The following is a 25,658-nucleotide window of genomic DNA, read 5'->3' on the forward strand; positions in this document are numbered from 1 at the left end:
CAACGGGTACGTTCCGTCGGTGCCGTTGAGGATCGTCGTGCACGGCGCGGTGGACGCCATGGCGCTGCTGCTCGTCGACGCCGGCACGGTCAGGGGCGACGGGGACGTCGTCTTCCACGGCGCCCCGGTGCACCCCTCCGGCGCGGTCCGGCTGACCGGGGCGGACGCCGGCACCCAGTGGCTGGAGGTCGCGCTGCCCGGCGTGGAGGAGCTGATCACCCGCGTGCTCCTGGTCGGTTCGACGGAGCGGGGCGCCCTGCGGGACGCCGCCGGTCTCGCGGTGGAGGCCTTCGCGCCCGACGGCACCTCGGTGGCGCGGTACGACGTCACGGACGCCGGACCGGAGACGGCGATGGTGCTGGCCGAGCTGTACCGGCGGGCGGGCGGCTGGAAGTTCCGCGCCGTGGGCCAGGGCTGGGTGAGCGGACTCGCGGGTCTGGCGACGGACCACGGCGTGGACGTGGCCGACTCCGCGCCGCCGGCGGGAGCACCGGCGACACCTTCCGCGCCCGGCTTCGCGCCCCCGGCGGCCCCGGGCTACGCGGCTCCGGCGGCCCCCGCCGTTCCGCCTCCGGCAGCTCCCGGTTTCGCGCCTCCCGGCGTTCCCGGCCACACGCCCCCGGGTGGGCCCGCCTTCGCGCCCCCGGCCGGACCCGCCTTCGCGCCCCCGGGGCCTCCCGGTTTCGCGCCACCCGGCGTTCGCGGGCCCGTCCCTCCGGCCGCCGGGCCCGTCCCCGCGTACGGGCCGCCCGCCGCGGCGGTCCCCCCGGCGGCGGCCCCGCCCGTGCCGCACGGCGGCGCCGAGCACTGGACGTACGGGCCCCTCTTCGCGCCGTACACCGAGACGGGCCGGGACAACGACGTCATCACCGTGGCCGGGCTGCCGCCGGGGCCGGTCGTCGTCCAGCTCGACGTCAGGGGCGACGGCTACACCGGGCTCTGGGTGCTCGACCGGCGGAACAAGGAGAAGGACAACCTCGTCAACAGCACCGAGGAGGACTTCCGGGGCCGGCTGCTCGCCACCGTGCCGTCGCACGGCACGCTGCGCCTGAAGCTCCAGGCCGAGGGGCCCTGGCAGGTCCAGGTGTCACCGCTCGCCTCGGCCCACCGGCTGACCGAGGAGGAGGCGGAGTTCCGGGGCCCCGAGGTGCTGCTGCACACGGGAGGCGTGGCCGACCTGGCCGTCCACTACCGGGGCGACGACAACCTCATCGTCCACGTCTACGAACTCGCGGAGCACGACGACCCCACGACCCTGCCCCGGTACGAGAACGCGGTCAACGAGATCGGGAAGCGGCGCGAGACCGTCCCGCTGCCCGAGGGCCCGCTCGTCGTCCAGTTCGAGATGGCGGACGGCCCCTGGCGTGCGCGGCTGAAGCGACTTCAGCCGCCGACCCGCCCCCTGCCCCCGGCCCCGCCGGGCGCCTCGGCCCCCGTCCCGTTCGCGGCCCCCGGCGCACCCGCCTGGCCGGACAAGGGGTCGGAGCCCGGAGCACGACGGAACTGGTTCTCGCGCGGCCGGGACTGACCACCGGGACACCGCCGCCGGACCCGGCCGGCGGCGAGCGGCGGCGCCCCGGCCGGGGGCGCCGCCGCGCCGCTCAGTGGAGCCCGGCCCGGGAGGTCACGGACAGGGCCGCCGCGACCTCGCCCGCCAGGGCGACCGGGTCGCCCGTCGGCGCGGTCGGGTAGGTCTGCCGGCCGTGTGCCCAGGCGTCGTCCCGGGCGAACCAGTCGACCGCGGCCGGCGCAGTGCCCCGTACGAGCGCGGTGTCGAGCCCCGCGAAGTACGCGGCCCAGCGCGGCGCGTACACGTCCCGCACGAGACCGTCCCACTCGCGGTTCGCGTAGTCGCGCAGCCCCCCGGTCTCGCTCGGTCCCCGGTCGGCCCAGGTGGTGAGGATCGCGCGGGCGTCGTACTCCAGCCGGTCGCGCTCCGCCGCGTCCGCGCCCCAGGACCGGGCGTCGGCCAGCCAGCGCCCCAGCAGGAAGCGGTGGTCGGAGGCCACGAGCCGCCCGAGCAACTCCTCGTCCGCGTTCCACTCGCGCACCAGCGCCCGGAACCCCTCCAGGTCCTTCGCGTCGTACGCGGCCCTGATGCGCGGCAGCAGCACGCGGGAGCGGTTGGTCAGCGCCTGGCGCGCCACGTCCAGCAGGTCGGAGCGGTACGCCCCCGAGGACCGCAGCGCCGGAGCCACCCGGAGCAGCTCCGCCAGGGCGCGCTCCACCGTCCCGGCCCCGTAGCGCATCGCGGTCGGGCTCCAGCGGGCCGCCGAGGCCGCCGTCAGGCCCGGCCGCGCGGTGAAGAGGCTGTCCTGCGGCTCGCTCCAGGTGCCGGACGCGCCGCTGTACGGACCGAGGCGGAGCTGCTCCCAGGCGGCGGCCGCGTGCGGATCCGCCCCGCCGTACCGCCGGGCCGCGTACGCGGCGAACCAGGCGCCCTGGTCGACCGGGCCGGGCTCCCAGGCGAGTTCGGTGAAGAGGTCGAACGCGGCCGGGTCGCCGCCGGTGCCCTCCGGGAGGTACGCGATGCCCCTCAGCGCGCTGTCGGGGCGCGCCAGCCACGTCGGGAAGCGGTCCGCCCAGACGCCCGTGTTGGCGCCCAGGGTGGTGTGTCCGCCGAAGTTCGGGATCGTCCCGAAGGCGTACGGAGTCCCGCCCCACGCCGCCTCGCGGTCGAGCCCGTCGTAGCGGTCGGAGAGCCCGTCGACGATCAGCACCCGGTCGCGGTCCACGCCGCTCAGGAGCGCCGGCGACGGGTTCTTCTGCCAGCCGAGCATGACCCAGGTGGCCCCGGGGTGCGCGGTGTCCAGAGCCCTCTGGACGGCCCCCGCCGCCCGCGCCACGTCGACCGGACCCGCGGTGCCGCCCTCGTGCAGCAGGTCCATCTTGAACAGGTCGGTGTCACCGAACCGCTGCCGCTGCGCCCGGTAGTAGGCGGCGGCGAGCTCCCCGAAGACGGGGCCCGTCGGGTCCAGCCAGTCGGGCCGCGCGAAGCCGACCCACCTGCCCTGCGGGACGGTCGCCGCGCCCGGGTTCCGGTCCGCGAAGCCGGGCGGCACCGTCCCGAAGAACCCCGGCAGCACCGGGGTCATCCCGAGCGCGCGCAGGTGCCCCGCGATCCGGCTCCCCAGCACCGCCCGGCCCTCGATGAGCCGCTCGGACACCGGCCCGCCGAAGGCCGACATGTTCTGGAGCAGCCACCAGGCCTGGTGCGCGGGTCCGGGGATCCAGGCCCGCAGCTCCGCCGCGTCGTAGCCGAACTCCTGGAGCGCCCGGTAGTACGGGTACTCGGCGCCGGTCGGCACGAAGACCTCGTTCACCCCGTGCAGCGCCATCAGGTCGATGTCCCGCTGGTACGCGGCGAAGTCCCGGTACGGGCCGGAGTAGCCCTCGTCGGTGTCGTTCAGGGCGTAGCGGTGGGGCACGGCCGCGGACCGGGAGACCGTCCCGGGGACCGCGGGCAGCACGGCCGGCAGCCGGCCGAGGCTGTCGCCCGGCCAGCCGACGTCGACCCCGGCGACCCGCTCCAGGTACCAGCCCGCTCCCGTGAGCAGCGTGGCGGGCGAGGTGCCCCGTACCTCGATCTCCCCGTCCGTGCCGGAGACCGAGAAGTAGTCCCCGGAGTCCGGTTCCTCGACGGGTACGAGGGTGAACTGCGCGGCCCGGGAGGCCAGCAGGCGCTCCAGGGCCGCCCGCGCGGGCCCGGGGTCGAAGGCGGGCGCCGCGGCGGAGGCGGCGCCGCCCGGCGGGGCCGGCACGCCGGGGACGGCGGTGGCCAGGACGGCGAGCACCGCGACGGTGAAGGCGGTGCGGCAACGACGGATCAGACGGCTGCCCATCAGGCTCCCTGCTCGAACAGGACGGCGGCTCGGGACCTGCCTCCCGGACCGCGCCGGCGTACGCGCCGGTCCGGCCCGGTCCGGAGGGCAGGCCCCGGGCGACCACTCTCCGACGCTCCCTACCCCCGGCCCGGCAAGCGGAGCCGGGGACCGGCGGCGCTCATCCTTGTGGGTGCGCGCGTTCGGGTCCCGGGCGCGAATGAGCCGGGTACGGATGAGTCGGGTACGCGCGAGCCGGGTGTGTACGGGCCGGGTGCGTGCGAGCCGGGCCCGTCCGGGAGGCCGCGCCCTTCGCGGTGGCTGCCGGGGCCCCGTTCCGCCGCCGGTCGGCCCGAGGTGACAGATCAGCGGGGGGTGGCCGCCCGGCCGTCCGGCGCCGGAGCGGCGGCGCGGGCGGCGCGGTGTACCTGTCCACGGGTACGCCTGGCAGACTTCGGCCCCCGAGTTCCTTCCGACCCCCTACTCCTGGAGGCCCCATGGCGCAGCGGCCGCGGCCCGGTCACCCGGTCCGCACCGGCGGGCACGTCCCCCCGGCCCCGCGCGGGCGGCGCACGAGCGGAAGGGCCGCGCGATGACGCTCTGCCGCACCCGCCGGGCCGACCCGACCGCGCTCCTCGTCCGCAGCGCTCCCGCCGAGCCCACCGCCGCCGTGCTGCTGCTCCACGGCGGCCGCGCCGACGGTCCCGAGCCGCCGCCCGCCCTCAACCTGCCGGCGCTCCGCATGCGCCCCTTCGTCGGCGCCGTCACCCGGGCCGTCCGGGGCCGGGGCGTGCTGATCGCCGAGGTGCGCTACCGCCACCGGGGCTGGAACGGCGCGCGGGCCGACGCCGCCCAGGACGCCGAGGCGGCCCTCGCACGCCTCCGGGAGCAGGCCGGACCCGTGCCCGTCGTGCTCCTCGGCCACTCCATGGGCGCCCGTGCCGCGCTCCGGGCGGCGGGTGACCCCGCCGTGCGCGGGGTCGTCGCGCTCGCGCCCTGGTGCCCCGCCGACGAGCCCGTGGACCACCTCGGCGGCCGTCGGCTCTACCTGCTGCACGACGAGGCCGACCGGGTCACCTCCGCCCGTCAGTCCTGGGAGTTCGTCCGGCGGGCCAGGGCGGCGGGCGCCGACGCGGCGGGCATCCCGATGCCGGCCGGCGGCCACGCGATGCTCCGGGGCGCGGACCTCTGGCACCGGCGCGCGGCCGAGCTCACGGCGGCGCTGCTCGCGCACGGCTGAGGGCGGCCGGGCCGCCTCAGGGGTGCGCGGCCGGGGCCGCGAGCAGGTCCGCGCAGGCGGCGCGGGTCGCCGCGTGCACGGCCCGCGCGAGCCGCGCACCCCAGAGGGAACGCGGCCCGGCAAAGGACTCGGCGGGGTCCGCGCCCCGCGCGGGCGCGGCCACGCAGACCGCGTCCGTCGGCGTGCCCGAGGCGTCGGCGCCCAGCTCGACCAAGGCCTGCACCTTGGCCTCGGTGGTGGTGGCGACCGCGTTCACGAGCGCGGCGTCCGTCAGCGGCACCGGCAGGGACACGATGATGTTGATCGTCCCGGGGCGCGGGGGAGTGAAGCCGCCCGCGCCCGGGACCGCGGCCCAGCCCCGTACCCCGATCCCGGCGGTCACCAGGGCCTGGGCGCCGCCGTCCGCCGCGTACCTGCGGTCCGTGACCGAGGCGGCCGTCATGAGTCCCACGCCCGCGCCGTCGAGCCCGGCCCCGCAGGCCAGTTCCCGCAGGTGGGCGACGGGATCGAGCCGGGCGTAGCCGGGCGGGACCTGGGCGTTGACGACCCACCCCCGCTCGCCGATGCCTCCGCCGAGGACGGCGCTCGACACCATCCGGACGCCCGGGCCGGGGGCCCACACGAGGAGCGGCCACTCGCGTCCCCCCTCCCTGTGTCCGAGGAGGGCGGCGTCGGCGAGCGACGGGCCGGTGAGAAGGGTTCGCGGAAGCACCCCACACCCTAACGCGCGCCCTCGCAACGGCCCGGGGCGGCCCGACGGCCCCGATGCGGCCATCCCACCGCCCGTACGCCACGGCCGGACGTCCAGAGCCGCCCGTACGCCGGGCCGCCCGCTGGCCAAGGCCGCCCGTACACCGAAGCCGCCCGTACGTACGCCAGGGCGGGCCGTACCCCGAGGGGTACGGCCCGCCCTGGCGTCGGCTCAGCGTGTGCCGGGCCGGGAGTCCAGACCGAGGACCGCCGTGAGGGCGGCCCGCAGGGCCGACTCCGGGTCCTCCGAGGACCCCTCGGACCGCCAGGCGACGAACCCGTCCGGGCGGACGAGCACCGCCCCGTGCGCGGTGACGCCGTGCGCCTGCGCCCAGTCCGCGCCGTCGACGGGGGACAGCTCCGCGTCCGGTCCCGTGCCGATCCGGTACGAGGCGAGGGGCACCCCGAGCCGTTCCGCCACGCGCGCCGCCGCGGTGTGCCAGCCGCCGACGGTCCCCGCCGTGCTCAGCAGCACCGGAGTCCGCTCGTACAGGTCCAGGGTGGAGACCCGCTCGCCCGCCCGGTCCAGCCACAGGTGCGGCGCGCGGCTGCCGGGCTCGCCCGACAGGTCCAGGCCGTCCGGCACGACCGGCACGGCCGGGTTCGCGCCGAGCACCGCCCCGCGCGGATAGCGGTAGCCCAGCGCCACGTTGAGGATCCCGCCCCGCTTGCCGCCCGCCCCCGGCCCGGGCGCGTACCCCGGGTGGCTGTGCTCGACCGAACGCGACGAGGCGCGGGCGCTGGTCGCCTCCGCCACCGGCCGGCGCTCCGCGTCGTAGGACGCGAGGAGGTCCGGGCCCGCCCAGCCGTCCAGCACCGCCGAGAGCTTCCACGCGAGGTTGTGCGCGTCCTGGATGCCCGTGTTGGAGCCGAAGGCCCCCGTGGGCGGCATCTCGTGGGCCGAGTCGCCGGCGAGGAAGACACGCCCGGCCGCGTACCGCTCGGCGATCCGCTCCGCGGCGTGCCACGGGGCGCGGCCCGTGATCTCCACGTGGAGATCCGGTACGCCCACGGCCCGCCGGATGTGCTCCCGGCACCGCTCGTCGGTGAACTCCTCCAGGGTCTCGCCGCGTTCGGGATGCCAGGGGGCGTGGAAGACCCACCGCTCGGCGTTGTCCACCGGGAGCAGCGCCCCGTCGCCCTCCGGGCTCGTCAGGTAGCAGACGATGAAGCGGCGGTCGCCGACGACGGCCGCGAGATCCCGCGACGCGAACGTGATGCTGACGTTGTGGAACAGGTCGCCCGGGCCCGTGTGCCCGATGCCGAGCTCCTCGCGGACGGGGCTGCGCGGCCCGTCCGCCGCGACCAGGTAGTCGGCCCGGATGGTGGTGTGCTCGCCGGTCTCCCGGCTCTTGACCCGCGCGGTCACCCCTTCGGCGTCCTGCTCGAAGGACATGAGCTCGGTCGAGTACCGCAGGTCCCCGCCCAGCTCCCGCGCGCTCTCCAGGAGCACCGGTTCGAGATCGTTCTGGCTGCACAGGCACCATTCGGCCGGGCTGAACCGGCCCAGGCCGCCGCCCGGGTCGATCTGCCGGAAGAGCCACTCGCCGGCGTCGCCCACCAGGGTCGGCGTCTGGAGGATCCCGTTGTTCGAGGAGAGGATCTTCGCGGCCTCGTGGATCCGCCCCCGGACACCGGCGCCGCGGAAGACCTCCATCGTGCGCACGTTGTTGCCGCGGCCGCGCGGATGGATCGAGGTGCCCGCATGGCGTTCGACGAGCGTGTGCGGCACGCCGAGACGCCCCAGGAAGAGCGAGGTGGACAGGCCCACCAGCGAGCCGCCCACGATGAGGACGGGCGTGCGGTGTCCGATCTCACCGGTCGCTTCGCTTCGGTTCATCGATGGCCTCCAGCGTCACCGGTGACGCGGGTCGGGGATGGGATGCAGATGCCTGCCCGGCGGAGCCCCGGACCCTGCGCGGGGGGCACCCGAATGACGCGTTGTTCACTCATCCGCTCCGTGGGGCTCGCGGAGAACGTGCGCCCGAGCCAACGTTCGGTACATGACGACCCCGGCCTTCGGAGCCGGGCGGTCCCTCCCCGCTCTCGCAGACGAGAAGAGGTGCGCCGTATGACCAGCACGGCACGCATATCGCAGTCGGTTTTCGACGGTTCCAGGCTGCGGGTGATCCTGCTGCTCGACCTGTACGAAGGAGCCCAGCAGCAGTTCCTCGAGGCCTACGAGGTCATGCGCAAGCAGGTGGCGGCCGTGCCCGGTCACGTCAGCGACCAGCTCTGCCAGTCCATCGAGAACCCCTCGCAGTGGCTCATCACCAGTGAGTGGGAGAGCGCCCCGCCCTTCCTCGCCTGGGTGAACAGCGAGGACCACGTCGAGGTGGTCAAGCCGATGCACAGCTGCGTACGGGACACCCGGTCCATGCGCTACAGCATCCTCCGCGAGACCGGCGCCCAGCGGCCGCTCACGCCGGAGACGGCCGCCGGCGAGGAGGTGGCGGCCCGGGTGGGCGACGGCGTGACGCGCCACGCGCTCACCTTCACCGTCAAGCCGGGCTCCGAGTCGAAGGTCGCGGAGCTCCTGGCCGGCTACGAGTCGCCCGAGGCCCAGGTCGACGAGAACACCCGGCTGCGCCGCACCTCGCTGTTCATGCACGGCAACCGGGTCGTGCGGGCCGTCGAGGTGGAGGGCGACCTCCTGTCCGCGCTGCGGCACGTCGCCCGGCAGCCCGGAGTCCGGGCCGTCGAGGAGGCCATCAACCCCTACCTGGAGCAGGACCGGGACCTCACCGACCCCGAGTCGGCCCGGCTCTTCTTCACCCGGGCGGCCCTGCCGGCCGTGCACCACGTGGTCGCCGACGGCCCCGAGCCGGCCGACCTCCGGCGCCACGCGCTGTACTACCCGGCGAAGGCGGGCCGCGGCACCGACCTGGCCCGGCTCCTCGCCCAGCAGGACGCGGAGGCGGCGGTCGACCCCGACAGCCCCGTGTACGGCAGCACGGTCTTCCTCCGCGACGACGTCGTGGTGCGTCTCGTGGACGTCGCGGGCGAGCTCGACCTGGACCCCGTCGCCGCACTCGGCGTCAAGGGCGCCAGGAAGGCCAAGGTGCTGGAGCGCCTCCTCGACGGGGCCGCGATCGGCGTCGAGGGCTCCCTGGACAACGAGCGCAACCTCAACCGGCTCCTGTCGCACGCCGACATGCTGCCGGTCACCGACCGCCGCGCGGCCGACTCCTGAGACGACGTCCCGGGCCACGGCCCGGCGCCGTCCCGGGGGGACCGAACCCCTCCCCGGGCCCCGGTGCCGTGCCGCCCGGCCCGGCCGTCCGTCCCACCGCACAACACTCGGAGGTACTTTCATGCTGGAGAAGACCCGGCTCATCGTGAACCTGAGCGACACGGAGCCCAACCGCAGACGCGGCGGTGACGTGCGGGCCGTGCTCACGCCCGCCACGGTGAAGTCGACCAGCGGCTTCATGGGGCTGGCCATCGCCCAGCCGGGCGAGCGCATCGCCGAGCACTACCACCCGTACTCCGAGGAGTTCGTGTTCGTCGTCGCGGGCCGGTTCGAGGTGGACCTGGACGGCGACACGCACACGCTGGAGCCGGACCAGGGCCTGCTGATCCCGATCGGCATGCGCCACCGCTTCCGCAACGTCGGGGACGTGGAGGCCCGCATGGTCTTCCACCTGGGGCCGCTCGCCCCGCACCCGAGCCTCGGCCACGTCGACACCGAGGAAGCCGTCGAGGGGGCGCTCGAGTGACCCGGCGCGTGGCCGTCACCGGAATCGGAGTGGTCGCCCCGGGCGGCTCCGGCACGGCGGCCTTCTGGGACCTCCTCACGCAGGGACGTACGGCGACCCGCGGCATCACCCTGTTCGACCCCGTCGGTCTGCGCTCCCGCATCGCCGCGGAGTGCGACTTCGACCCGTACGCCCACGGCCTGCCACCCGACCTGGCGGAACACACCGACCGGTACGTGCAGTTCGCCGCCGTCGCCGCCGACGAGGCGGTCCGCGACGCCGGGCTCGACACCGATACCGAGGACCCCTGGCGCGTCGGCGTCAGCCTCGGCAGCGCCGTCGGCGGCACCACCCGGCTGGAGAGCGACTACGTCCTGGTCAGCGCCGGCGGCCGGCGCTGGGACGTCGACCACCGCGCCGCCGAACCCCAGCTGCACCTGGCGTTCTCGCCCAGCACGCTCGCGGCCGTGGTCGCCGAGCGGTTCGGGGCCCGCGGCCCGGTGCAGACCGTCTCCACCGGCTGCACCTCCGGCCTCGACGCCGTGGGCTACGCCTTCCACACCATCGAGGAGGGCCGGGCCGACGTCGTCATAGCCGGGGCGTCGGACTCGCCGATCTCCCCGATCACCATGGCCTGCTTCGACGCCATCAAGGCCACCTCGCCCGACAACGACGACCCCGAGCACGCCTCCAAGCCCTTCGACAACCGCCGCAACGGCTTCGTCATGGGCGAGGGCGCGGCGGTCCTCGTCCTGGAGGAGTACGAGCACGCCAGGGCCCGGGGCGCGCACATCCACTGCGAGATCAGCGGCTACGCCACCTACGGCAACGCGTACCACATGACCGGTCTGACCGGTGAGGGACTGGAGATGGCCCGGGCGATCGACACCGCGCTCGGCCAGGCCAGGATCGACCCCACGTCGATCGACTACGTCAACGCGCACGGCTCGGGCACCCGCCAGAACGACCGGCACGAGACCGCCGCCGTCAAGCGGTCGCTCGGCGCCCACGCGTACGACACGCCCATGAGTTCCATCAAGTCCATGGTGGGCCACTCGCTCGGCGCGATCGGCGCGATCGAGGTCGCCGCCTGCGTGCTCGCCCTGAAGCACCAGGTGGTGCCCCCGACGGCCAACTACGAGATCCCCGACCCCGAGTGCGACCTGGACTACGTGCCGCGCACCGCCCGCCCCCGGAAGCTCAGGAACGTGCTCTCCGTCGGCAGCGGCTTCGGCGGCTTCCAGTCCGCCGTGCTCCTGACCGGGCCGGGCGGGAGGACACGATGAGCACACAGCGGTCACCGCGGGCGGTCGTCACCGGGATCGGTGTCGTCGCCCCCAACGGACTGCGCGCCGACGCGTACTGGAAGTCCGTCCGGGAGGGCCTCGGCGTCCTCGGCCGGATCAGCCGCGAGGGCTGTGAACACCTGCCCCTCAAGGTCGCCGGCCAGGTCGAGGGCTTCGACGCCTCCGACCTCATCGACGAGCGCTTCCTCGTCCAGACGGACCGGTTCACCCACTACGCCATGGCGGCGGCCTCGCTCGCCCTCGACGAGGCCGGTCTCGGCCACGACGACGACCCCGAGGAGGCCTTCTCCATCGGCGTCGTCACCGCCGCCGGATCGGGCGGCGGCGAGTTCGGCCAGCGCGAGCTCCAGAAGCTGTGGGGGCAGGGCTCCAAGTTCGTCGGCCCGTACCAGTCCATCGCCTGGTTCTACGCCGCGAGCACCGGCCAGATCTCCATCCGGCACGGCTTCAAGGGGCCGTGCGGGGTGGTCGCGAGCGACGAGGCCGGCGGCCTGGACTCCCTCGCACACGCGGCCCGGGCCGTCCGGCGGGGGACCGGCTCCGTGGTCGTCGGCGCGGCGGAGGCACCGCTCGCCCCGTACTCGATGGTGTGCCAGCTCGGCTATCCGGAGCTCAGCACCGTCGACGACCCGGACCGGGCCTACCGTCCCTTCACGGCGAAGGCCTGCGGTTTTGTCCCCGCCGAGGGCGGCGCCATGCTCGTCGTCGAGGACGAGGCCCGCGCCCTGGACCGGGGCGCGGCCGTCCGGGCCACCATCGCGGGACACGGCGCCACCTTCACCGGCGCCTCCCGCTGGGAGGAGTCCCGGGAGGGACTCGCCCGCGCCATCCGGGTCGCCCTCGACGAGGCCGGCTGCGCCCCGGAGGAGATCGACGTCGTCTTCCCCGACGCCCTGGGCGTGCCGGAGGCGGACCGCGCCGAGGCCCTCGCGATCGCCGACGCCCTGGGCGCGCACGCCACGCGCGTCCCGGTGACGGCGCCCAAGACCGGCTACGGCCGCGCCTACTGCGGGGCACCCGTCCTGGACACCGCGGCCGCGGTGCTCGCCATGGAGCACGGCCTGGTGCCCCCCACCCCCAACGTGTTCGACATCGACTGCGACCTCGACGTGGTCATGTCCGTGGCTCGCCCGGCCGAGCTGCGCACGGCCCTCGTCCTCAGCCGGGGACTCATGGGATCCAACGCGGCGCTCGTCGTGCGCCGCGGCGGCGGACTCGCCCGGTAGGACCGGGCGAGGAAGGAGAAGGAAGATGATCACCACGCAGCTCACCTTCGGCGACCTGGCCTCGCTGATGAAGCAGTCGGCGGGCGTCACCGTCGACCCGGTCCAGCTGGAGGCGTCCCCCGAGACCCCCTTCAGCGGCCTCGGCGTCGACTCGCTCGGCCTGCTGGGCATCGTCGGAGAGCTGGAGAACCGGCACGGTGTGGCGCTGCCCACCGACGCCGAGCGCTGCAAGACGCCGGCGGAGTTCGTCGCCCTCGTCAACAACACCCTGGCAGGAGTCTGACGTGTCCGGACACACCGACAACAGCATCACCATCGACGCCCCCCTCGATCTCGTCTGGGACATGACCAACGACATCGAGAACTGGCCGCAGCTCTTCAGCGAGTACGCCTCCGTCGAGGTCATCGAGCGCAAGGGCGACACCACCAAGTTCCGCCTGACCATGCACCCGGACGAGAACGGGACGGTCTGGAGCTGGGTGTCGGAGCGCACCACGGACCGGGTGAACCGCACGGTCCGGGCCCGGCGCGTCGAGACCGGACCGTTCGCGCACATGGACATCGCGTGGGAGTACGAGGAGCTGCCCGGCGGCGTGCAGATGCGCTGGGTCCAGGACTTCGCGATGAAGCCCGACGCGCCGGTCGACGACGACTGGATGACGGACAACATCAACCGCAACTCCCAGATCCAGATGGCCCTCATCCGGGACCGTCTCGTCGAGGCGGCGCGCGAGGGCCGGAAGGCGCCGGTCCGGCCCGCCTGACGGCCCGGACCCGTCCGATCCAGAGAGGAAAACGATGCACCACGCACTGATCGTCGCCCGCATGGCGCCCGGCTCGGCGCCCGCGATCGCGGACGTGTTCGCCGACTCCGACCGCGGTGAGCTGCCGCACCTGGTGGGGGTCGCCCGGCGCAGCCTGTTCCAGTTCGGCGACGTCTACCTGCACCTCATCGAGTCCGAGCAGGACCCGGCGCCGAACGTCGCACGGCTGGTCGGACACCCCGAGTTCCGGGGCGTCAGCGAGCGTCTGGAGGCGTACGTCAGCGCGTACGACCCGAAGACCTGGCGCGGCCCCAAGGACGCCATGGCGCACTGCTTCTACCGCTGGGAGCGGGACGCCGGCTCCTGAGCAGGGACCCGGTGAAACCCGAGGCCGCCCGCCCCGCGTACGACGCGGAGCGGGCGGCCTCGGGTTTCCGGCCGGTGCGGATCAGGCGGGCACGGTGCACTCGAAGGCGTGCAGGTACGCGTTGACCGGCCGGATCTCGTCGATCACGAGCCCGGCGTCGGTGAGCCGCTCCACCATGCTCTGCCGGGTGTGCTTCGCACCGCCGACGTTGAGCAGCAGGAGCAGGTCCATGGCCGTCGTGAACCGCATCGACGGGGTGTCGTCCACGAGGTTCTCGATGACGACGACCCGGGCCCCGGGCTTCGCGGCCTTGCGGACGTTCGCCAGGCACCTGCGGGTGCTGTCGTCGTCCCACTCCAGGATGTTCTTGATGACGTAGACGTCGGCCCGGAAGGGGATGGACTGCCGGCAGTCGCCGGGCACGATCGTGACCCGGGAGGCCAGCGAGCCGCCCTCGCGCAGCCGCGGGTCGGCGTTGCCGACCACCGCCGGCAGGTCCAGCAGCGTGCCGTGCAGCTCGGGGTGCTTCTCCAGGAGGCTCGCCAGGACGTGGCCCTGGCCGCCGCCGATGTCCGCGACGGAGGACGCGTCGCCGAGGTCGAGCAGACCGGCGACGTCCTCGGCGGACTGCCGGCTGGACGTCGTCATGGCCCGGTTGAACACGTACGCGGACTCCGGGGCGTCCTCGTTGAGGTACGAGAAGAACTCCCGCTCGTACACGTCCTCGAAGACGTTGCGGCCGGAGCGCACCGCCTCGTCGAGCTTGGGCCACACGTCCCACGTCCACGGCTCGGTGCACCACAGCGCGATGTAGCGCAGGCTGTGCGGGTCGTCCTCGCGCAGCAGCCGGGACATCTCCGTGTGCGCGAAGGTGCCGTCGGGCCGCTCCGTGAAGACGCCCTGGCAGGACAGGGCGCGCAGCAGCCGCCGCAGGGTGCGCGGATCGGTGTCCACGGCGGCCGCTAGGTCCTCCGCTGTCATGGGCGCCTCGTCCAGCGCGTCGGCCACGCCCAGGCGGGCGGCGGCGCGCACGGCGGCGGCGCAGGCCGCGCCGAAGACGAGTTCTCTCAGCCGCATGGGCGGCGGGGGAGCGGATTCGGCGGATTCGACGGTCGTCATCTGGGTCGCCTTGCCTTTGCTGTCGTGCCTGCGGGTGGGGGAGGGGAGGGCGGGGTCAGCACAGGCCCGCGGGCTGGGAGACCCCGCAGGTGTTGCCCTGGAAGGTGTTGGTCTTTCCGGTGTCGCGGTCGGCGAGGTCGGCGGAGCCGTTGCGCAGCGCCACGTTGTCGCGGATCCGGATGCGCTCGTTGGGGACGCCCACGAAGCTCTTGAAGAGCACGATGCCGCCGGACAGCGGCGAGCTGCCGACGTTGTCCTCGACCCGGTTGTGCTCGACGACGGTGTCCTCGGCGCCGGTGAGGACGATGCCCGAGCCCTGGAGGGCGGGCAGCCGGGGGGTCTTCGGGCACAGCTTGTTGTTCGCGTGGAGGTGGTTGCGGCGGACGGTCATGGCCCCGGCGCGCGGGGTGGACTCGTCGCCCACCACGAACACGGCGGCGCAGTTGCCCGTCGCCTCGTTGTGGTCGACGGTCAGGTTCCGCAGCCGGCGCACGGTGATGCCGATGCGGTTGCCGGAGACGCGGTTGCCGCTGACGACCGTGCCGAGGGTGTCGGTGGCCCCGCCCTCCTCGGTGACGGTGTTGGCCAGGAAGAGGCCGGCGTCCCCGTTGTTCCGGGCGACGTTGTGGCGCAGCACGCCGCGTACGGAGCGCTCCTGGGCGATGCCCCAGGTGCCGTTGGACTCGGCGGTGACGCCCCGCACCTCCAGGCGGTCGGTCCACTTGGCCCACAGGCCGTTCGCGGCGAAGCCCCGGAGGGTCAGCGAGCGGACGGTCACGTGCGCCACGGGGGCGGCCTCGGTGCCGGTGACGCAGACGCCGTTGCCCGCCTTCGCGCACGCGTCGGTGCCGGGGACGGCGGCCGGCGCGATGACGGTCGGGAAGACGCTCGAACCGCGGAGCGTGAGGCGCGGGGTGGTGATGCGGACACTCTCGCGGTACGTGCCCGGGGCCAGCAGGACCGTGTCGCCGGGGCGCGCCGAGTCCACGGCCTTCTGGATCGATTCGCCCGGCTTCACCCGGTGCACCGTCCCGTGGCCGGCCGTCGGCGCGGCGGCGCCGAGACCCGAGGCCGTGAGGGCCGCGGTGCACGCCAGGAGGGCGATCTGTCGTTTCGTCATATCGCGAAGTTATGAGCGCCCGTTCCGGCCCGCCACCGCTGATCGCCCGGGTGGGCCGGGGCCGACCGGGGGCCCCGCGGGGCGGCGTCGGGGGAGCTGCGCCGTTCGCGTGCCGGGCGGGATCACCCGGGCGGCGGCGTCCGCACGGCGGTGACCTGCCGGGACGGCTCGGGGCGGGCGCGGTCGTGCGTCCGACCGGCGGGCGGCCGAACGCGCTCCTCGCGTTGCGGGGGCCGCGCGGGGGCCTTTGCCTCGTGCACGGAGCAACAGCACACGTGCCGCGCGATGGAGCCGGCCGGAACGCTCCCCGAAGGAGATGAGCATGCGTCGCGCACGTACCGGACTGCGGATCAGCCTGATCGTCGGCGCCGTCGTCCTGTCCGCCCCCACGGCCCTCGCCGCGCCCGGGGAGCCCGACGTCCGGATCAGCCCGCTGAACGCGGCTCCGGGCACCACCGTCACGGTCAGCACCACCGCCTGCGGGAAGGAGACCTACGGCAAGGGCGAGTCGGCGGCCGGCGGCCAGTTCCACCTCCTGCCGGGGAACCGGAAGGGCGTCCTGACGGGTGAGTTCACGGTGCCGGAGGGCACCAGGGCCGGCACCGACACGATCACGCTGAAGTGTCCGCCGAGGATCAAGCAGACCGTGTCCTACCGCATCGCGGGCCGGCCGCACGGCGGCGTCGACGCGGGCTCGGGCTGGGCCGCGGGCGCCGCCGGGCCGGCCGGGACGGTCGCGGCCGAGGAGGACTCCCCGAGCACGCCGCTCGCCGTGGGCGGGGTCCTGCTCGCCGGGGCGCTCGCGGGCGGCGCGATCCACCTCCGCCGTCGCGCGCGGGGTGCCCGTACGCCGGTCTGACGGAGCCCGTCTCCCGGTCCGCCCCCGGTCCTCGTCGCACCCGCGACGGGCCGGGGGCGGACTTCTGTCCGTACGTCAGAACGCGACCGGTTCATTGCCTTTTCCTTCGGCTGCCGGTCGCTTTCTGGGTCTGAATTGACCGCTGGAGGCTGTCCTTCCAGCAAGGTCACATGGGGAACCCGAACTGACTATGCTCCCCGATGTGTTGCGGCGCGCTCACAGCGAGTCATGAACGCTGGGAGGGCGCGGGCGGGAGCGCGGCCGTGCGGGAAAGCGGTCGTCACGCGCTCTCGAAGCGACCCGTCGGCGCATCACCTCACCTCAGTCCGTTCGTTTTCAGACGGTTTAGGGACCCCCTGATGGTTCGTGCAGGCTCACTCTCCAGATCCGGTCCGGCCGCCGCCGACCGGGTATGGCTCCTCCCGCCCGGTGTCCTCGCCGTGGCCTCCGCGACAGCGCTGCTGTTCTCCCCCGCGCAGATACGGACACCCGTCGCCTGGTGCGGACTCGCCTCGGTCCTGCTCACGCTCGTCACCTCCGCCGCCGCCGCGCGCCGCACGCGCGCGGCCGTCGCGGACCGGCACGCGCGGACGGTCGCCGAGGCGGCCGAGCGGCACGCCCAGCGCGAGGCGGAGCTGCTCGGACGCCTCGCGGACCAGCGCGCCAGCGTCGTCTGGCTCGCCGAGGAGCTCCTGCCGGCGGCCGTCGCCCGGCTCCAGAGGGGCGACTCCTCCCGGGAGATCCTCAGGGCCGTCAGGCTGGGCCAGCACATCGACCCGGACTACGCCGAGGCCCTCATGGGCACCTTGCAGACCTTCCTGGAGGCCGTGGAGGCCGAGGAGAACACCCGGGACGCCTCCCAGCGCGCCCTGGTGGCCGTCGCGCGCCGCGTCCAGGCCATCGTCCACCAGCTCGCCAAGGACCTGCACGCCATGCAGATCCTGCACGGCACGGACCTCGTGGTCTCCCGGGGCCTCCAGGACGTCGACCACCGCAACGCCCTCATCGGCCGCCTCGCGGCCAGCATCGCGGTGCTCGGCGACGCCCGCCCCGGCCGCCAGTGGTCCAAGGCGATCCCGCTCTACGACGTCCTGCGCGGCGCCATGTCCCGCATCGTGGACTACCCCCGCGTGAAGCTGACGTCGGTCACGGAGGTCGCCGTGGTCGGCCCCGGCGCCGAGCCGCTCATGCACCTCCTCGCCGAACTCCTCGACAACGCGACCACGTTCTCGCCGCCGCACACCCCCGTCGAGGTGACCGCCAGCGAGGTGCCCACCGGCATCGCGATCGAGATCGAGGACCGGGGCGTGGGCCTCACCGAGGAGGTCCGCAGCCGCGTCGAGCGCGTCATGGCGCAGTCGCGGAACGGGGTCAACCTGTCGGGCCTGGGCGAACTGACGCAGCTCGGCCTCCCGGTCGTCAGCCGGCTGGCCCGCGAGCACGGCTGCGAGGTCGACCTGCGCACCTCCGCCTACGGCGGCGTACGCGCCGTGGTGCTCGTGCCCCGGCGCCTGATCACCACCGTGCCGCAGTCCCCCCTGCGCAACCCGGAGCTGCTCCGCCGGCGCATCGGCGGCCCCGTCCTGCCCCGGCCGACCCCCGTGCCCGGCACCGGCGGCGACACCGTCGAGATCCGGAGGACCCCCAACGGACTCCCGCAACGACGACGGGAGACCCCCTCGCCCTCGCTCCCGCAGCGCCGACGCGAGTCGCCCGTACCGACCCCCGTCGTGCAGACGGGACCCGCGCCGGTCGATCCGGCGGCCTCCCGGGGCACCTCCGGCGGCTCCCGCCAGCCGGGACTGATGTGGGAGGCGTTCAACGGCGACAAGAGAGGCGACAGGAGAACGGTCGCCGAACCCTCCCCTTCCCCCAGCGAGCCGTCAGATGAGGACGAGTAACATGCAGCCACTGCCGAACATGGACTGGATGCTCACGGACCTGGTGAGCAGCGTCCCGTACGTGCGACACGTGGTCGTCCTGTCGTCGGACGGCCTGTGCATCGGGCAGGCGAACACGGCCCCCGACACCGCCGACGCGCTCGCCGCCGCCTGCTCCGGCATCCAGAGCCTGGCGCGGGCCATCGCGCAGATGTTCCCGCAGGGGGACGGATCGACGCGCATGGTCGGGATCGAGGCCGACGGCGGCTACTTCTCCCTGATGGCCGCCGGTCCCGGGGCCTATCTCGCGGTCCTCGCCGACCAGGAGGTCGACGCCGGCCTCCTCGGCGACCGGATGCGGACGCTGGTCATCCGCATCGGCCAGCACATGACCAGCCCGCCCCGTGAGGACGTCGGGCAGGCGATGTGACATCGGAGAACCAGGGCCCCTGGAATGAAGGCACACCCGTCCCGCTCTACGTCATTACCGGAGGCCCGGACCCCACGTCCGGGACCTTCAACCTGGTCACCCTCATCGCGACGAGGTCCGAACCCGACCCCGCCATGCAGCCCGAGCACGCGGCCATCCTCACCCTGTGCACGTACCCGCTCTCGGTGGCCGAGGTCTCTGCCTACCTCAGCCTGCCCTTCAGCATCGTCACCGTGCTGCTCACCCAACTCGTCGAGGAGGAACGGGTCGAGGCCATCGCGCCCGTGCCCGTCGCGGCCTATCCCGATCGCGGACTGCTGGAGGCGGTGATCCATGGACTACGCAAACTCTGACGTGCTCGCCGCCGGCCGGCGCGACACCGACCTGCTGCTGCCGCACGGCGCCCGGGGCGTGAAGGTCGTCGTCGTCGGCGGATTCGGGGTCGGCAAGACGACCCTGGTCGGGGCGGTGAGCGAGATCCCGCCCCTGACCACCGAGGAGACCATGACGCAGGCGGGCGTCGGGATCGACCACAACCCCGGCGCCCGGGACAAGAAGACCACGACCGTCGCCCTGGACTTCGGCCGGATCAGCATCAACCAGGAGCTGATCCTCTATCTGTTCGGCACCCCCGGACAGGAGCGCTTCTGGTTCCTGTGGAACGGCATCTTCGAGGGCGCGCTCGGCGCCGTCGTCCTCGTCGACACCCGCAGGATCGAGGTCTCCTTCGAGGTGATCACCCGCCTGGAGGACCGCCGCGTCCCGTTCGTCGTCGCCGTGAACACCTTCCCCGAGGCCCCCCAGTACCCCCTCGCCGATCTGCGCAGCGCGCTGGCCCTCGGCGAGACCGTGCCCATCGTCACCTGTGACGCACGGGACCGCGGGTCCTGCCGCGACGCCCTGCTCTCGCTGATGGGCTATCTGTGCACCCTCGCCGCCGCCCAGGAGAACGCATGACCCTCCCGCCCTCCGCACACGACACCGCGCAGTCCGGGGCGGTCCCGCCCCCGGGCTGCCCGGCCCACCTGCACAACGGCCCCGGCGGAGCCACCCGCCTCTACGGTCCCGCCGCCGAGACGGACCCCATGGGCCTGTACGAGGAGCTGCGCGCCGCCCACGGACCGGTGGCGCCCGTGCTCCTCGACGGCGACGTCCGCGCCTGGCTCGTCCTCGGGTACCTGGAGAACCGGGACGTGGCCAGCCGCCCGACCCAGTTCTCCCGCGACCCCCGCGTCTGGCACGGCTGGCGCAGTGGCGAGATCGACCCCGCCACCTCCCCGCTGATCCCCATGATCGGCTGGCGCCCGGACTGCGTCTGCGCGGACGGCGAGGAGCACCAGCGGCTGCGCGGCGCGGTCACGGCCTCCCTCAGCCAGTTCGACCACCGGGGGGTGCGGCGGACCATCACCCGCTTCTCGCACGAGCTGATCGACTCGTTCTGCGAGGACGGCGAGGTGGAGCTGGTCGAGCGGTTCGCCGAGCACCTGCCGATGCTCACCCTGACCCACCTGCTCGGCATGTCCGACGAGGACGCCCCCCAGCTGGTGCACGCCGCCCGGGACCTCTTCAAGGCGACGGAGACCTCGCTCGCCAGCAACGCCTTCGTGCTGGAGTGCCTGGCCCAGCTGGTCGTCACCAAGCGGTCCCGCCCGGGCCAGGACATCGCCTCGGCGCTGATGGCCCACCCCGCGGGCCTCACCGACGAGGAGGTCCAGCACCACCTGAGGCTCATCCTGCTCGCCGGGTACGAGACGACCGCGAACCTCATGTCGAACGTGCTGCGCATGGTCGTCACCGACCCGCGCTTCCGCGGCTCGCTGGCGGGCGGACAGATGACCCTGCCCGAGGCGGTGGAGCAGGTCCTGTGGGACGAGCCGCCGCTGATGGTGTGCCCGGGCCGCTGGGCCAACGACGACACCACGCTCGGCGGCCAGGAGATCAAGGCGGGGGACATGCTGCTCCTCGGTCTGGCCGCGGGCAACGTCGACCAGGCCATCCGGCCGGACGCGGCCACCCCCGTGCACCACAACCGGGCGCACCTGTCCTTCAGCGCCGGCACGCACGAGTGCCCCGGTCAGGACATCGGCCGCATCATCGCCGACGCGGGCATCGACATGCTGCTCACCCGGCTGCCCGACATCGCCCTGTCCGTCCCCGAGGAGAGCCTCAGCTGGCGCTCCTCGACCTGGGCCCGGCACCTGACGGCCCTGCCCGTGTCCTTCGCCCCGCGTCCTCCGCAGGCCGACGACCTCCCGGCCCCGCTGCCGGCCCCGCCGGTGCGCAGCGACGTGCGGCCCGTGCCGCTGCCGCCGCAGGAGGGCGGTCCCGGGACGGCGGCGGGGCCGGGGGCGGCGGTGCGGGGTCCGGCACCCCGGGTGTCCTGGGCGGCGCGCGTCCTGCGCTTCCTGCGCGGACGGTAGGGCGCGCACCGGGGCGCCCCGCCGCCCTCACTCCGGGAACGAATCCCCGGAGGCGTAGCGGGGCGCCCCGGTGTACCAGGCGTGGAGGCCGGACAGGAAGCCGCAGGCGCCCCGGAGCCAGGTCTCCAGCTCGGCCCGCTCGTCGCGGTCGAGGCCGGACCGGCGGACGAGCGGCGGCAGTTCGCTCCGCCGGAGGTGCTCGAAGTCCCGCAGGCGGGCGTTCACCAGGTTCAGCGCGGCGGGTACGGCGTCGCGGAGCGAGATGCCGAGGGACGTCCCGACGACCAGCACCAGGTTGTTGACGTCCCTCTCCTCGTGCACCTCCCTCTCGTAGGAGGCGATGTCGTTCGCGAGGCCCATGAAGTCCATGAAGGCGTCCAGCAGGGCCCGGACGGTCCGGGTGTGGCGTATCTGCTCGGGTATCCGTGCGCCGGTGGCCAGTTCGACGGAGTAGGGGGCCGTGTAGGCGGCGAAGCTCTCCCGGCGGAACGGCGCGTAGTCGATCAGATGGGGGATGCGGCCGCTGCGGCTGTTGGCCAGTTCCTCGACGCCCGCGTCGATGTAGCGGGCCAGCGCCCGGTTGAACTCCGTCCGCCAGTGCGCCAGCCGCGGCGGGAAGAGCTGCTGCTGGAGATCGGCGAGCCCCCGCTCGACGGCGTTCGCCGGCTCGGGCGCCCGGGCGCCGCGCTCGGGCCCGAGGAAGGCGTGCAGCCGGAGCGTGAAGGAGTGCGCCCCGGCGAGGTCGCCGGTCCGCTTGAAGGCGGAGGCGAAGTGGTCGTCCCAGGCCAGGGCCCAGATGTTGAAGCGGTGGTTGAGCCGGAGGTCGGCGAGCGAGGCGTCGGGAAGGGTCCAGGCCGTCAGCTGGTCGACGGTCATGGCACGGAAGGCGGCCAGGGTCCAAATCGCGGGGCGGTTCGAGGGATCCTGGTGACCCTCCAGCATGCCCATGGAGCGGGCCCAGGACTCGTTCTCCCGGTGCAGGGCGGACAGATGCGGGTTGACCCGCAGCGCGTAGGGCATCCACAGCAGGGGGACTTCGACGGCACGCACTGACATGGGGACCGACCTCCTTGTGTCCTCGGCCCGCGCCGGTGTGCCGCGAGGCGGGTCGCTGCCCGCCCTACGGCTCTCCAAACCTGCCCGCCAGGGACGACCGGAAACCGACAACTGGCCATCGCTGTCGATCAGTTCGGGATCACAGGCGTAAAGGAACGATCCTTCTGGTGCGTGCGGGGCCGGATCACAGGGGCTGGTCCGGCCAGTCCAGGAGGCGGGCGCCGATCACGGCCGTCTGGAGGGTGTAGCGCTGGACGGGATCACCGGGGTCCGCGCCGGTCAGCCGGTGGATCCGGTCGAGCCGGTAGGTCATGGCCCGCACGCTCAGGCTGAGGCTGCGGGCCGCCTGGGCGGTGACGCAGCCGGTGTCGAAGTACGCCGTGAGGGTGTCCAGGAGGGGCTTCGCGCCGCCCCGGGCGTCCCTGAGCGGGCCGAGCACCGTCCGGACGAGGTCGGCCATGGCCTGCCGGTCCCGGGTCAGGACCGGATAGACGAGCAGGTCGGCCGCGTACAGGACCGGTTCGGTCAGGTCCATGCGGGCCGCCAGCGCGAGGGCGTTGAGGGCCTCCTCGTACGAGTGGACGACCCCGCCCGCGCCCGCGTGCGGGCGCCCGACGGCCACCCGGCCGCCGTCGGTCGCCGCGTACGCCTGCTTGGCGAAGTGGGCGAGCACCTCGGGCTCGTCCGCCGGGGCGACGCAGATCAGCCGCCCGTCCTTGGTCGTGAGCAGGATCCGGCGGTCGCCGAACCGGGCGACGAGCGAGGACTCGACGGCGCGGGTGACCGCGTAGCCGTCGCTGTACGGCTCCGGGCCCTGGGCGACCGCCACCGCGTGGGCGTGCGAGAGGAGCAGCCCGAAGCGCTCGGCCCGCTCCGCGAGACGGCCGAGGTCGCTCCGGCCGTACAGCAGGTCGTCGATGAACTCGCGCCGCGCGGCCTCCTCCTGGCGCACCGCCAGCCGCTGGGCCCGCTCGTGGCCCTCCGCGAAGGCGTCCACGGCCTGCTCGACGGCGGTCAGCAGGTGGTCGGCCGCGGACTGCGGCAGGCCGGGGCGCAGCCGCTCGGCGGCCGCGAGATGGGCCCGCACCAGGCCCCGCAGGCCGAGCCCGGCCTCCGCCGCCCGCTCCCCGAGCGCGCCCAGCGCCTCGCGCTCCTCCCGGGTGAGCCTGCGCCGCGTCGCGCACACCCCCGTCAGGATCGCGGCGTACCCCTCCAGGTACTCCTCGGCCGGCCCCTGCTCCGACACGCTTCCCCCTCATCCCGCGCGTTCCCGACCACGCGATGACCTAGGGTGACATGCCGTTCGCCCGGGTTCGTCACCGGCATCAAGAACACGTCAAAGACTGCCGGATCCCGGCAATGATCTCCAGGCGGCCGTGGCGCAGGATGGCCGCACGGGAGGGCACGGGCGGGGACCCGGTGCCGGGGGACGGAAACAGCGAGCGTCCCGCTTCCGTCGAGCCACGACACAGTGACACGGGGGTTTCTCATGGATGCCATCACCGGAGGCATCGGCGTGCTGGTCGCCGTCGGCCTGATCATCGCCGTCGCCGTGCTCCTGCTCGTCGGACGGCTGTTCCGCAAGGTGGAGCAGGGCAAGGCCCTGATCGTCTCCCGGACGCGGAAGGTCGACGTCACCTTCACGGGCCAGATCGTCCTGCCCGTCCTGCACAAGGCCGAGGTCATGGACATCTCGGTGAAGACCATCGAGATCTCCCGGACCGGCCGCGACGGACTGATCTGCCGGGACAACATCCGCGCCGACATCCGGATCTCGTTCTTCGTCCGGGTCAACAAGACCGTCGACGACGTCATCAAGGTCGCGCAGGCCATCGGCACCGCCCGGGCCAGCGACAAGGCGACGCTCCAGGAGCTGTTCCACGCCAAGTTCTCCGAGGCCGTCAAGACCGTCGGCAAGCAGCTCGACTTCACCGACCTCTACACCAAGCGCGAGGAACTGCGCTTCCGGATCATCGAGCTCATCGGCATCGACCTCAACGGGTACCACCTGGAGGACGCCGCCATCGACCACGTCGAGCAGACGCCGCTGAGCCAGCTCGACCCCGGCAACATCCTCGACGCCCAGGGCATCCGCAAGATCACCGAGCTGACGGCCGTCGAGAACGTCCGGACGAACGAGTACCGCCAGAACGAGCAGAAGGAGATCACCCGGCAGAACGTCGACGCCCGCGAGGCCATCCTGGAGCTGGAGCGGCGCCAGGCTGACGCCGAGATCAAGCAGAAGCGGGAGATCGACACCGCCCGGGCCCGCGAGGAGGCGGAGACCGCGCGCGTCGTGGAGGAGGAGCGGCTGCGGGCCCAGAGCGCCTTCCTCAGGACCGAGGAGCAGCTCGGCGTCCAGCGCGAGAACCAGGCCCGCGAGGTCGCCGTCGCGCAGAAGAACCGCGAGCGGGTCATCGCCGTCGAGAACGAGCGCATCGAGAAGGACCGCCTCCTGGAGGTCATCGCCCGCGACCGGGAGACCGAACTCACCCGCATCGCGGCCGACAAGGAGGTCGAGGCCGAGCGCCGGGAGATCGCCGAGGTGATCCGCGAGCGGGTCGCCGTGGACCGCACGGTCGCCGAGCAGGAGGAGTCCATCAAGCGGCTCCGCGTGGTCGAGGAGGCCGAGCGCACCCGGCAGGCCGTCGTCATCGCCGCCGAGGCGGAGGCGCAGGAGCGGCTCGTCAAGGACATCAAGGCGGCGGAGGCCGCCGAGCAGGCCGCCGTCCACCGGGCCGCCGAGGAACTGACCCTGGCCGAGGCGCGCAACCGGGCGGCCGAGATGGACGCCCGCGCCAAGATCCGGCTCGCCGAGGGGGTCCAGGCCGAGGCGGCCGCCGAGGGCCTCGCGGCCGTGCGGGTGCGCGACATGGAGGCGGACGTCATCGGGAAGGAGGGCCGCGCGGAGGCCGAGGCCACCGAGGCACGGCTGCGCGCCGAGGCGGCGGGCGCCCGCGAGAAGGCCCTCGCCGAGGCCGAGGGCACGCGGGAGAAGGCGCTCGCCGACGCCACGGCGATCGGCGAGAAGCTGAAGGCCGAGGCGGCCGGTCTTACCGAGAAGGCCGCGGCGATGGCGGCCCTGGACGAGGCGTCCCGCACCCACGAGGAGTACCGGCTCCGCCTCGCCGCCGAGAAGGAGATCCGGCTCGCCGGCCTCGACGTCCAGCGCGCGGTCGCGGAGGCCCAGGCCACGGTCCTCGCGACCGGCCTGGAGAACGCCGACATCAACATCGTGGGCGGGGAGTCGGTCTTCCTCGACCGGCTGGTGGAGTCGGTCGCCCTCGGCCGCTCGGTCGACGGCTTCATGGACCACTCCGCCACCGCGCGGACGCTGGCCGGACCGTGGCTGGACGGTACGGAGTCCTTCACGGAGGACCTGACCAAGGTGCTCGGCTCGCTGTCCACGGCCGACGTGCAGAACCTCGGCGTCTCCGCGCTCCTCGCGAAGGTCATGAAGTCCGGCCTGCTCGACGGGCCCGTCCCCGGCCCGGCACCGGCCGAATCGGCCGCGCTGAACGGGGCCGCCCAGAACTGACCGCCACGGGGGAGCGGTCACAGAGGGTCCGGCGCCGGCAAACGGGGGAGTTGGCGGCACCGG

At 74.0% G+C, this 25,658-nt stretch carries 23 protein-coding genes; 16 read left to right on the forward strand and 7 right to left on the reverse strand.

The annotated features are described in order from the left end of the window. Positions 1-19: 19 nt before the first annotated feature. Positions 20-1,528 (forward strand): TerD family protein, encoded by a 1,509-nt coding sequence (locus tag ACFYXU_RS18540; protein ID WP_389458635.1) that lies wholly within the window; start codon positions 20-22, stop codon positions 1,526-1,528. A 73-nt stretch (positions 1,529-1,601) separates the two neighbouring features. Here ACFYXU_RS18540 and ACFYXU_RS18545 read toward each other — a convergent pair whose 3' ends face one another. Further along, a complete protein-coding gene (locus ACFYXU_RS18545) occupies positions 1,602-3,842 on the reverse strand; it encodes an alpha-N-acetylglucosaminidase (protein WP_389458637.1) in 2,241 nt (746 codons plus the stop codon). A gap of 571 nt (positions 3,843-4,413) precedes the next feature. On the opposite strand from ACFYXU_RS18545, the gene ACFYXU_RS18550 reads away from it, so the two are divergent. Next, positions 4,414-5,061 (forward strand): alpha/beta fold hydrolase, encoded by a 648-nt coding sequence (locus ACFYXU_RS18550; RefSeq protein ID WP_361400075.1) that lies wholly within the window; start codon positions 4,414-4,416, stop codon positions 5,059-5,061. 16 nt (positions 5,062-5,077) lie between these two features. On the opposite strand, the gene ACFYXU_RS18555 is transcribed toward ACFYXU_RS18550, so the two are convergent. Beyond that, entirely contained in the window at positions 5,078-5,773 is a 696-nt protein-coding gene (locus ACFYXU_RS18555; RefSeq protein ID WP_389458640.1) for an adenosylcobinamide amidohydrolase, read from the reverse strand. A gap of 210 nt (positions 5,774-5,983) precedes the next feature. Further along, on the reverse strand, positions 5,984-7,651 hold the full coding sequence (locus ACFYXU_RS18560) for an FAD-dependent oxidoreductase (protein WP_389458642.1): 1,668 nt from the start codon (positions 7,649-7,651) through the stop codon (positions 5,984-5,986). A 231-nt stretch (positions 7,652-7,882) separates the two neighbouring features. Here ACFYXU_RS18560 and ACFYXU_RS18565 point away from each other — a divergent pair, with 231 nt between their 5' ends. The 7 genes from ACFYXU_RS18565 (at position 7,883) to ACFYXU_RS18595 (ending at position 13,173) form a co-directional block, all read left to right on the forward strand. Next, the gene (locus ACFYXU_RS18565; RefSeq protein WP_389458644.1) at positions 7,883-9,004 is read left to right on the forward strand and encodes a SchA/CurD-like domain-containing protein; all 1,122 of its coding nucleotides are present in this window, start codon (positions 7,883-7,885) and stop codon (positions 9,002-9,004) included. 121 nt (positions 9,005-9,125) lie between these two features. Continuing rightward, a complete protein-coding gene (locus ACFYXU_RS18570; protein ID WP_329852632.1) occupies positions 9,126-9,530 on the forward strand; it encodes a cupin domain-containing protein in 405 nt (134 codons plus the stop codon). After that, entirely contained in the window at positions 9,527-10,795 is a 1,269-nt protein-coding gene (locus ACFYXU_RS18575; protein ID WP_329852631.1) for a beta-ketoacyl-[acyl-carrier-protein] synthase family protein, read from the forward strand. The genes ACFYXU_RS18570 and ACFYXU_RS18575 overlap by 4 nt, the downstream gene beginning before the upstream one ends. Continuing rightward, positions 10,792-12,042, forward strand: coding sequence for a ketosynthase chain-length factor (locus ACFYXU_RS18580; RefSeq protein WP_376517537.1), 1,251 nt, complete (start codon positions 10,792-10,794; stop codon positions 12,040-12,042). The genes ACFYXU_RS18575 and ACFYXU_RS18580 overlap by 4 nt, the downstream gene beginning before the upstream one ends. A gap of 25 nt (positions 12,043-12,067) precedes the next feature. Beyond that, a complete protein-coding gene (locus ACFYXU_RS18585; protein WP_329852629.1) occupies positions 12,068-12,325 on the forward strand; it encodes an acyl carrier protein in 258 nt (85 codons plus the stop codon). A gap of 1 nt (position 12,326) precedes the next feature. Next, positions 12,327-12,806: an SRPBCC family protein gene (locus tag ACFYXU_RS18590; protein ID WP_376517535.1), complete on the forward strand. Its 480-nt coding sequence runs from the start codon at positions 12,327-12,329 to the stop codon at positions 12,804-12,806. Between the two features lie 34 nt (positions 12,807-12,840). After that, on the forward strand, positions 12,841-13,173 hold the full coding sequence (locus ACFYXU_RS18595; protein WP_329852627.1) for a TcmI family type II polyketide cyclase: 333 nt from the start codon (positions 12,841-12,843) through the stop codon (positions 13,171-13,173). 81 nt (positions 13,174-13,254) lie between these two features. On the opposite strand, the gene ACFYXU_RS18600 is transcribed toward ACFYXU_RS18595, so the two are convergent. Then, the gene (locus ACFYXU_RS18600) at positions 13,255-14,292 is read right to left on the reverse strand and encodes a methyltransferase (protein WP_329852626.1); all 1,038 of its coding nucleotides are present in this window, start codon (positions 14,290-14,292) and stop codon (positions 13,255-13,257) included. A 55-nt stretch (positions 14,293-14,347) separates the two neighbouring features. After that, positions 14,348-15,412 carry a nitrous oxide reductase family maturation protein NosD gene (locus ACFYXU_RS18605; RefSeq protein ID WP_376513169.1) on the reverse strand — a complete coding sequence of 355 codons (1,065 nt, stop codon included), beginning with the start codon at positions 15,410-15,412 and terminating at the stop codon, positions 14,348-14,350. Positions 15,413-15,734: 322 nt separating this feature from the next. Between ACFYXU_RS18605 and ACFYXU_RS18610 the strand changes: the two genes are divergently transcribed. The 6 genes from ACFYXU_RS18610 (at position 15,735) to ACFYXU_RS18635 (ending at position 21,001) form a co-directional block, all read left to right on the forward strand. Further along, positions 15,735-16,271, forward strand: coding sequence for a sortase (locus tag ACFYXU_RS18610; RefSeq protein ID WP_376513171.1), 537 nt, complete (start codon positions 15,735-15,737; stop codon positions 16,269-16,271). Between the two features lie 440 nt (positions 16,272-16,711). Beyond that, positions 16,712-18,172 (forward strand): ATP-binding protein, encoded by a 1,461-nt coding sequence (locus tag ACFYXU_RS18615; RefSeq protein ID WP_376513173.1) that lies wholly within the window; start codon positions 16,712-16,714, stop codon positions 18,170-18,172. Between the two features lies 1 nt (position 18,173). After that, the gene (locus ACFYXU_RS18620; RefSeq protein WP_329852622.1) at positions 18,174-18,581 is read left to right on the forward strand and encodes a roadblock/LC7 domain-containing protein; all 408 of its coding nucleotides are present in this window, start codon (positions 18,174-18,176) and stop codon (positions 18,579-18,581) included. Continuing rightward, a complete protein-coding gene (locus ACFYXU_RS18625; RefSeq protein WP_329852621.1) occupies positions 18,578-18,934 on the forward strand; it encodes a DUF742 domain-containing protein in 357 nt (118 codons plus the stop codon). The genes ACFYXU_RS18620 and ACFYXU_RS18625 overlap by 4 nt, the downstream gene beginning before the upstream one ends. Beyond that, positions 18,915-19,538 carry an ATP/GTP-binding protein gene (locus tag ACFYXU_RS18630; RefSeq protein ID WP_329852620.1) on the forward strand — a complete coding sequence of 208 codons (624 nt, stop codon included), beginning with the start codon at positions 18,915-18,917 and terminating at the stop codon, positions 19,536-19,538. The genes ACFYXU_RS18625 and ACFYXU_RS18630 overlap by 20 nt, the downstream gene beginning before the upstream one ends. Further along, a complete protein-coding gene (locus ACFYXU_RS18635; protein ID WP_376513176.1) occupies positions 19,535-21,001 on the forward strand; it encodes a cytochrome P450 in 1,467 nt (488 codons plus the stop codon). The genes ACFYXU_RS18630 and ACFYXU_RS18635 overlap by 4 nt, the downstream gene beginning before the upstream one ends. A gap of 27 nt (positions 21,002-21,028) precedes the next feature. Here ACFYXU_RS18635 and ACFYXU_RS18640 read toward each other — a convergent pair whose 3' ends face one another. Then, entirely contained in the window at positions 21,029-22,057 is a 1,029-nt protein-coding gene (locus tag ACFYXU_RS18640; RefSeq protein ID WP_376513178.1) for a hypothetical protein, read from the reverse strand. Positions 22,058-22,241: 184 nt separating this feature from the next. Further along, positions 22,242-23,303: a PucR family transcriptional regulator gene (locus tag ACFYXU_RS18645; protein ID WP_376513180.1), complete on the reverse strand. Its 1,062-nt coding sequence runs from the start codon at positions 23,301-23,303 to the stop codon at positions 22,242-22,244. Positions 23,304-23,546: 243 nt separating this feature from the next. On the opposite strand from ACFYXU_RS18645, the gene ACFYXU_RS18650 reads away from it, so the two are divergent. Next, entirely contained in the window at positions 23,547-25,595 is a 2,049-nt protein-coding gene (locus ACFYXU_RS18650) for a flotillin family protein (protein ID WP_376513182.1), read from the forward strand. Positions 25,596-25,658 lie beyond the last annotated feature (63 nt).

The organism is Streptomyces sp. NPDC002232, from assembly GCF_042890295.1.
Lineage (GTDB): Bacteria > Actinomycetota > Actinomycetes > Streptomycetales > Streptomycetaceae > Streptomyces.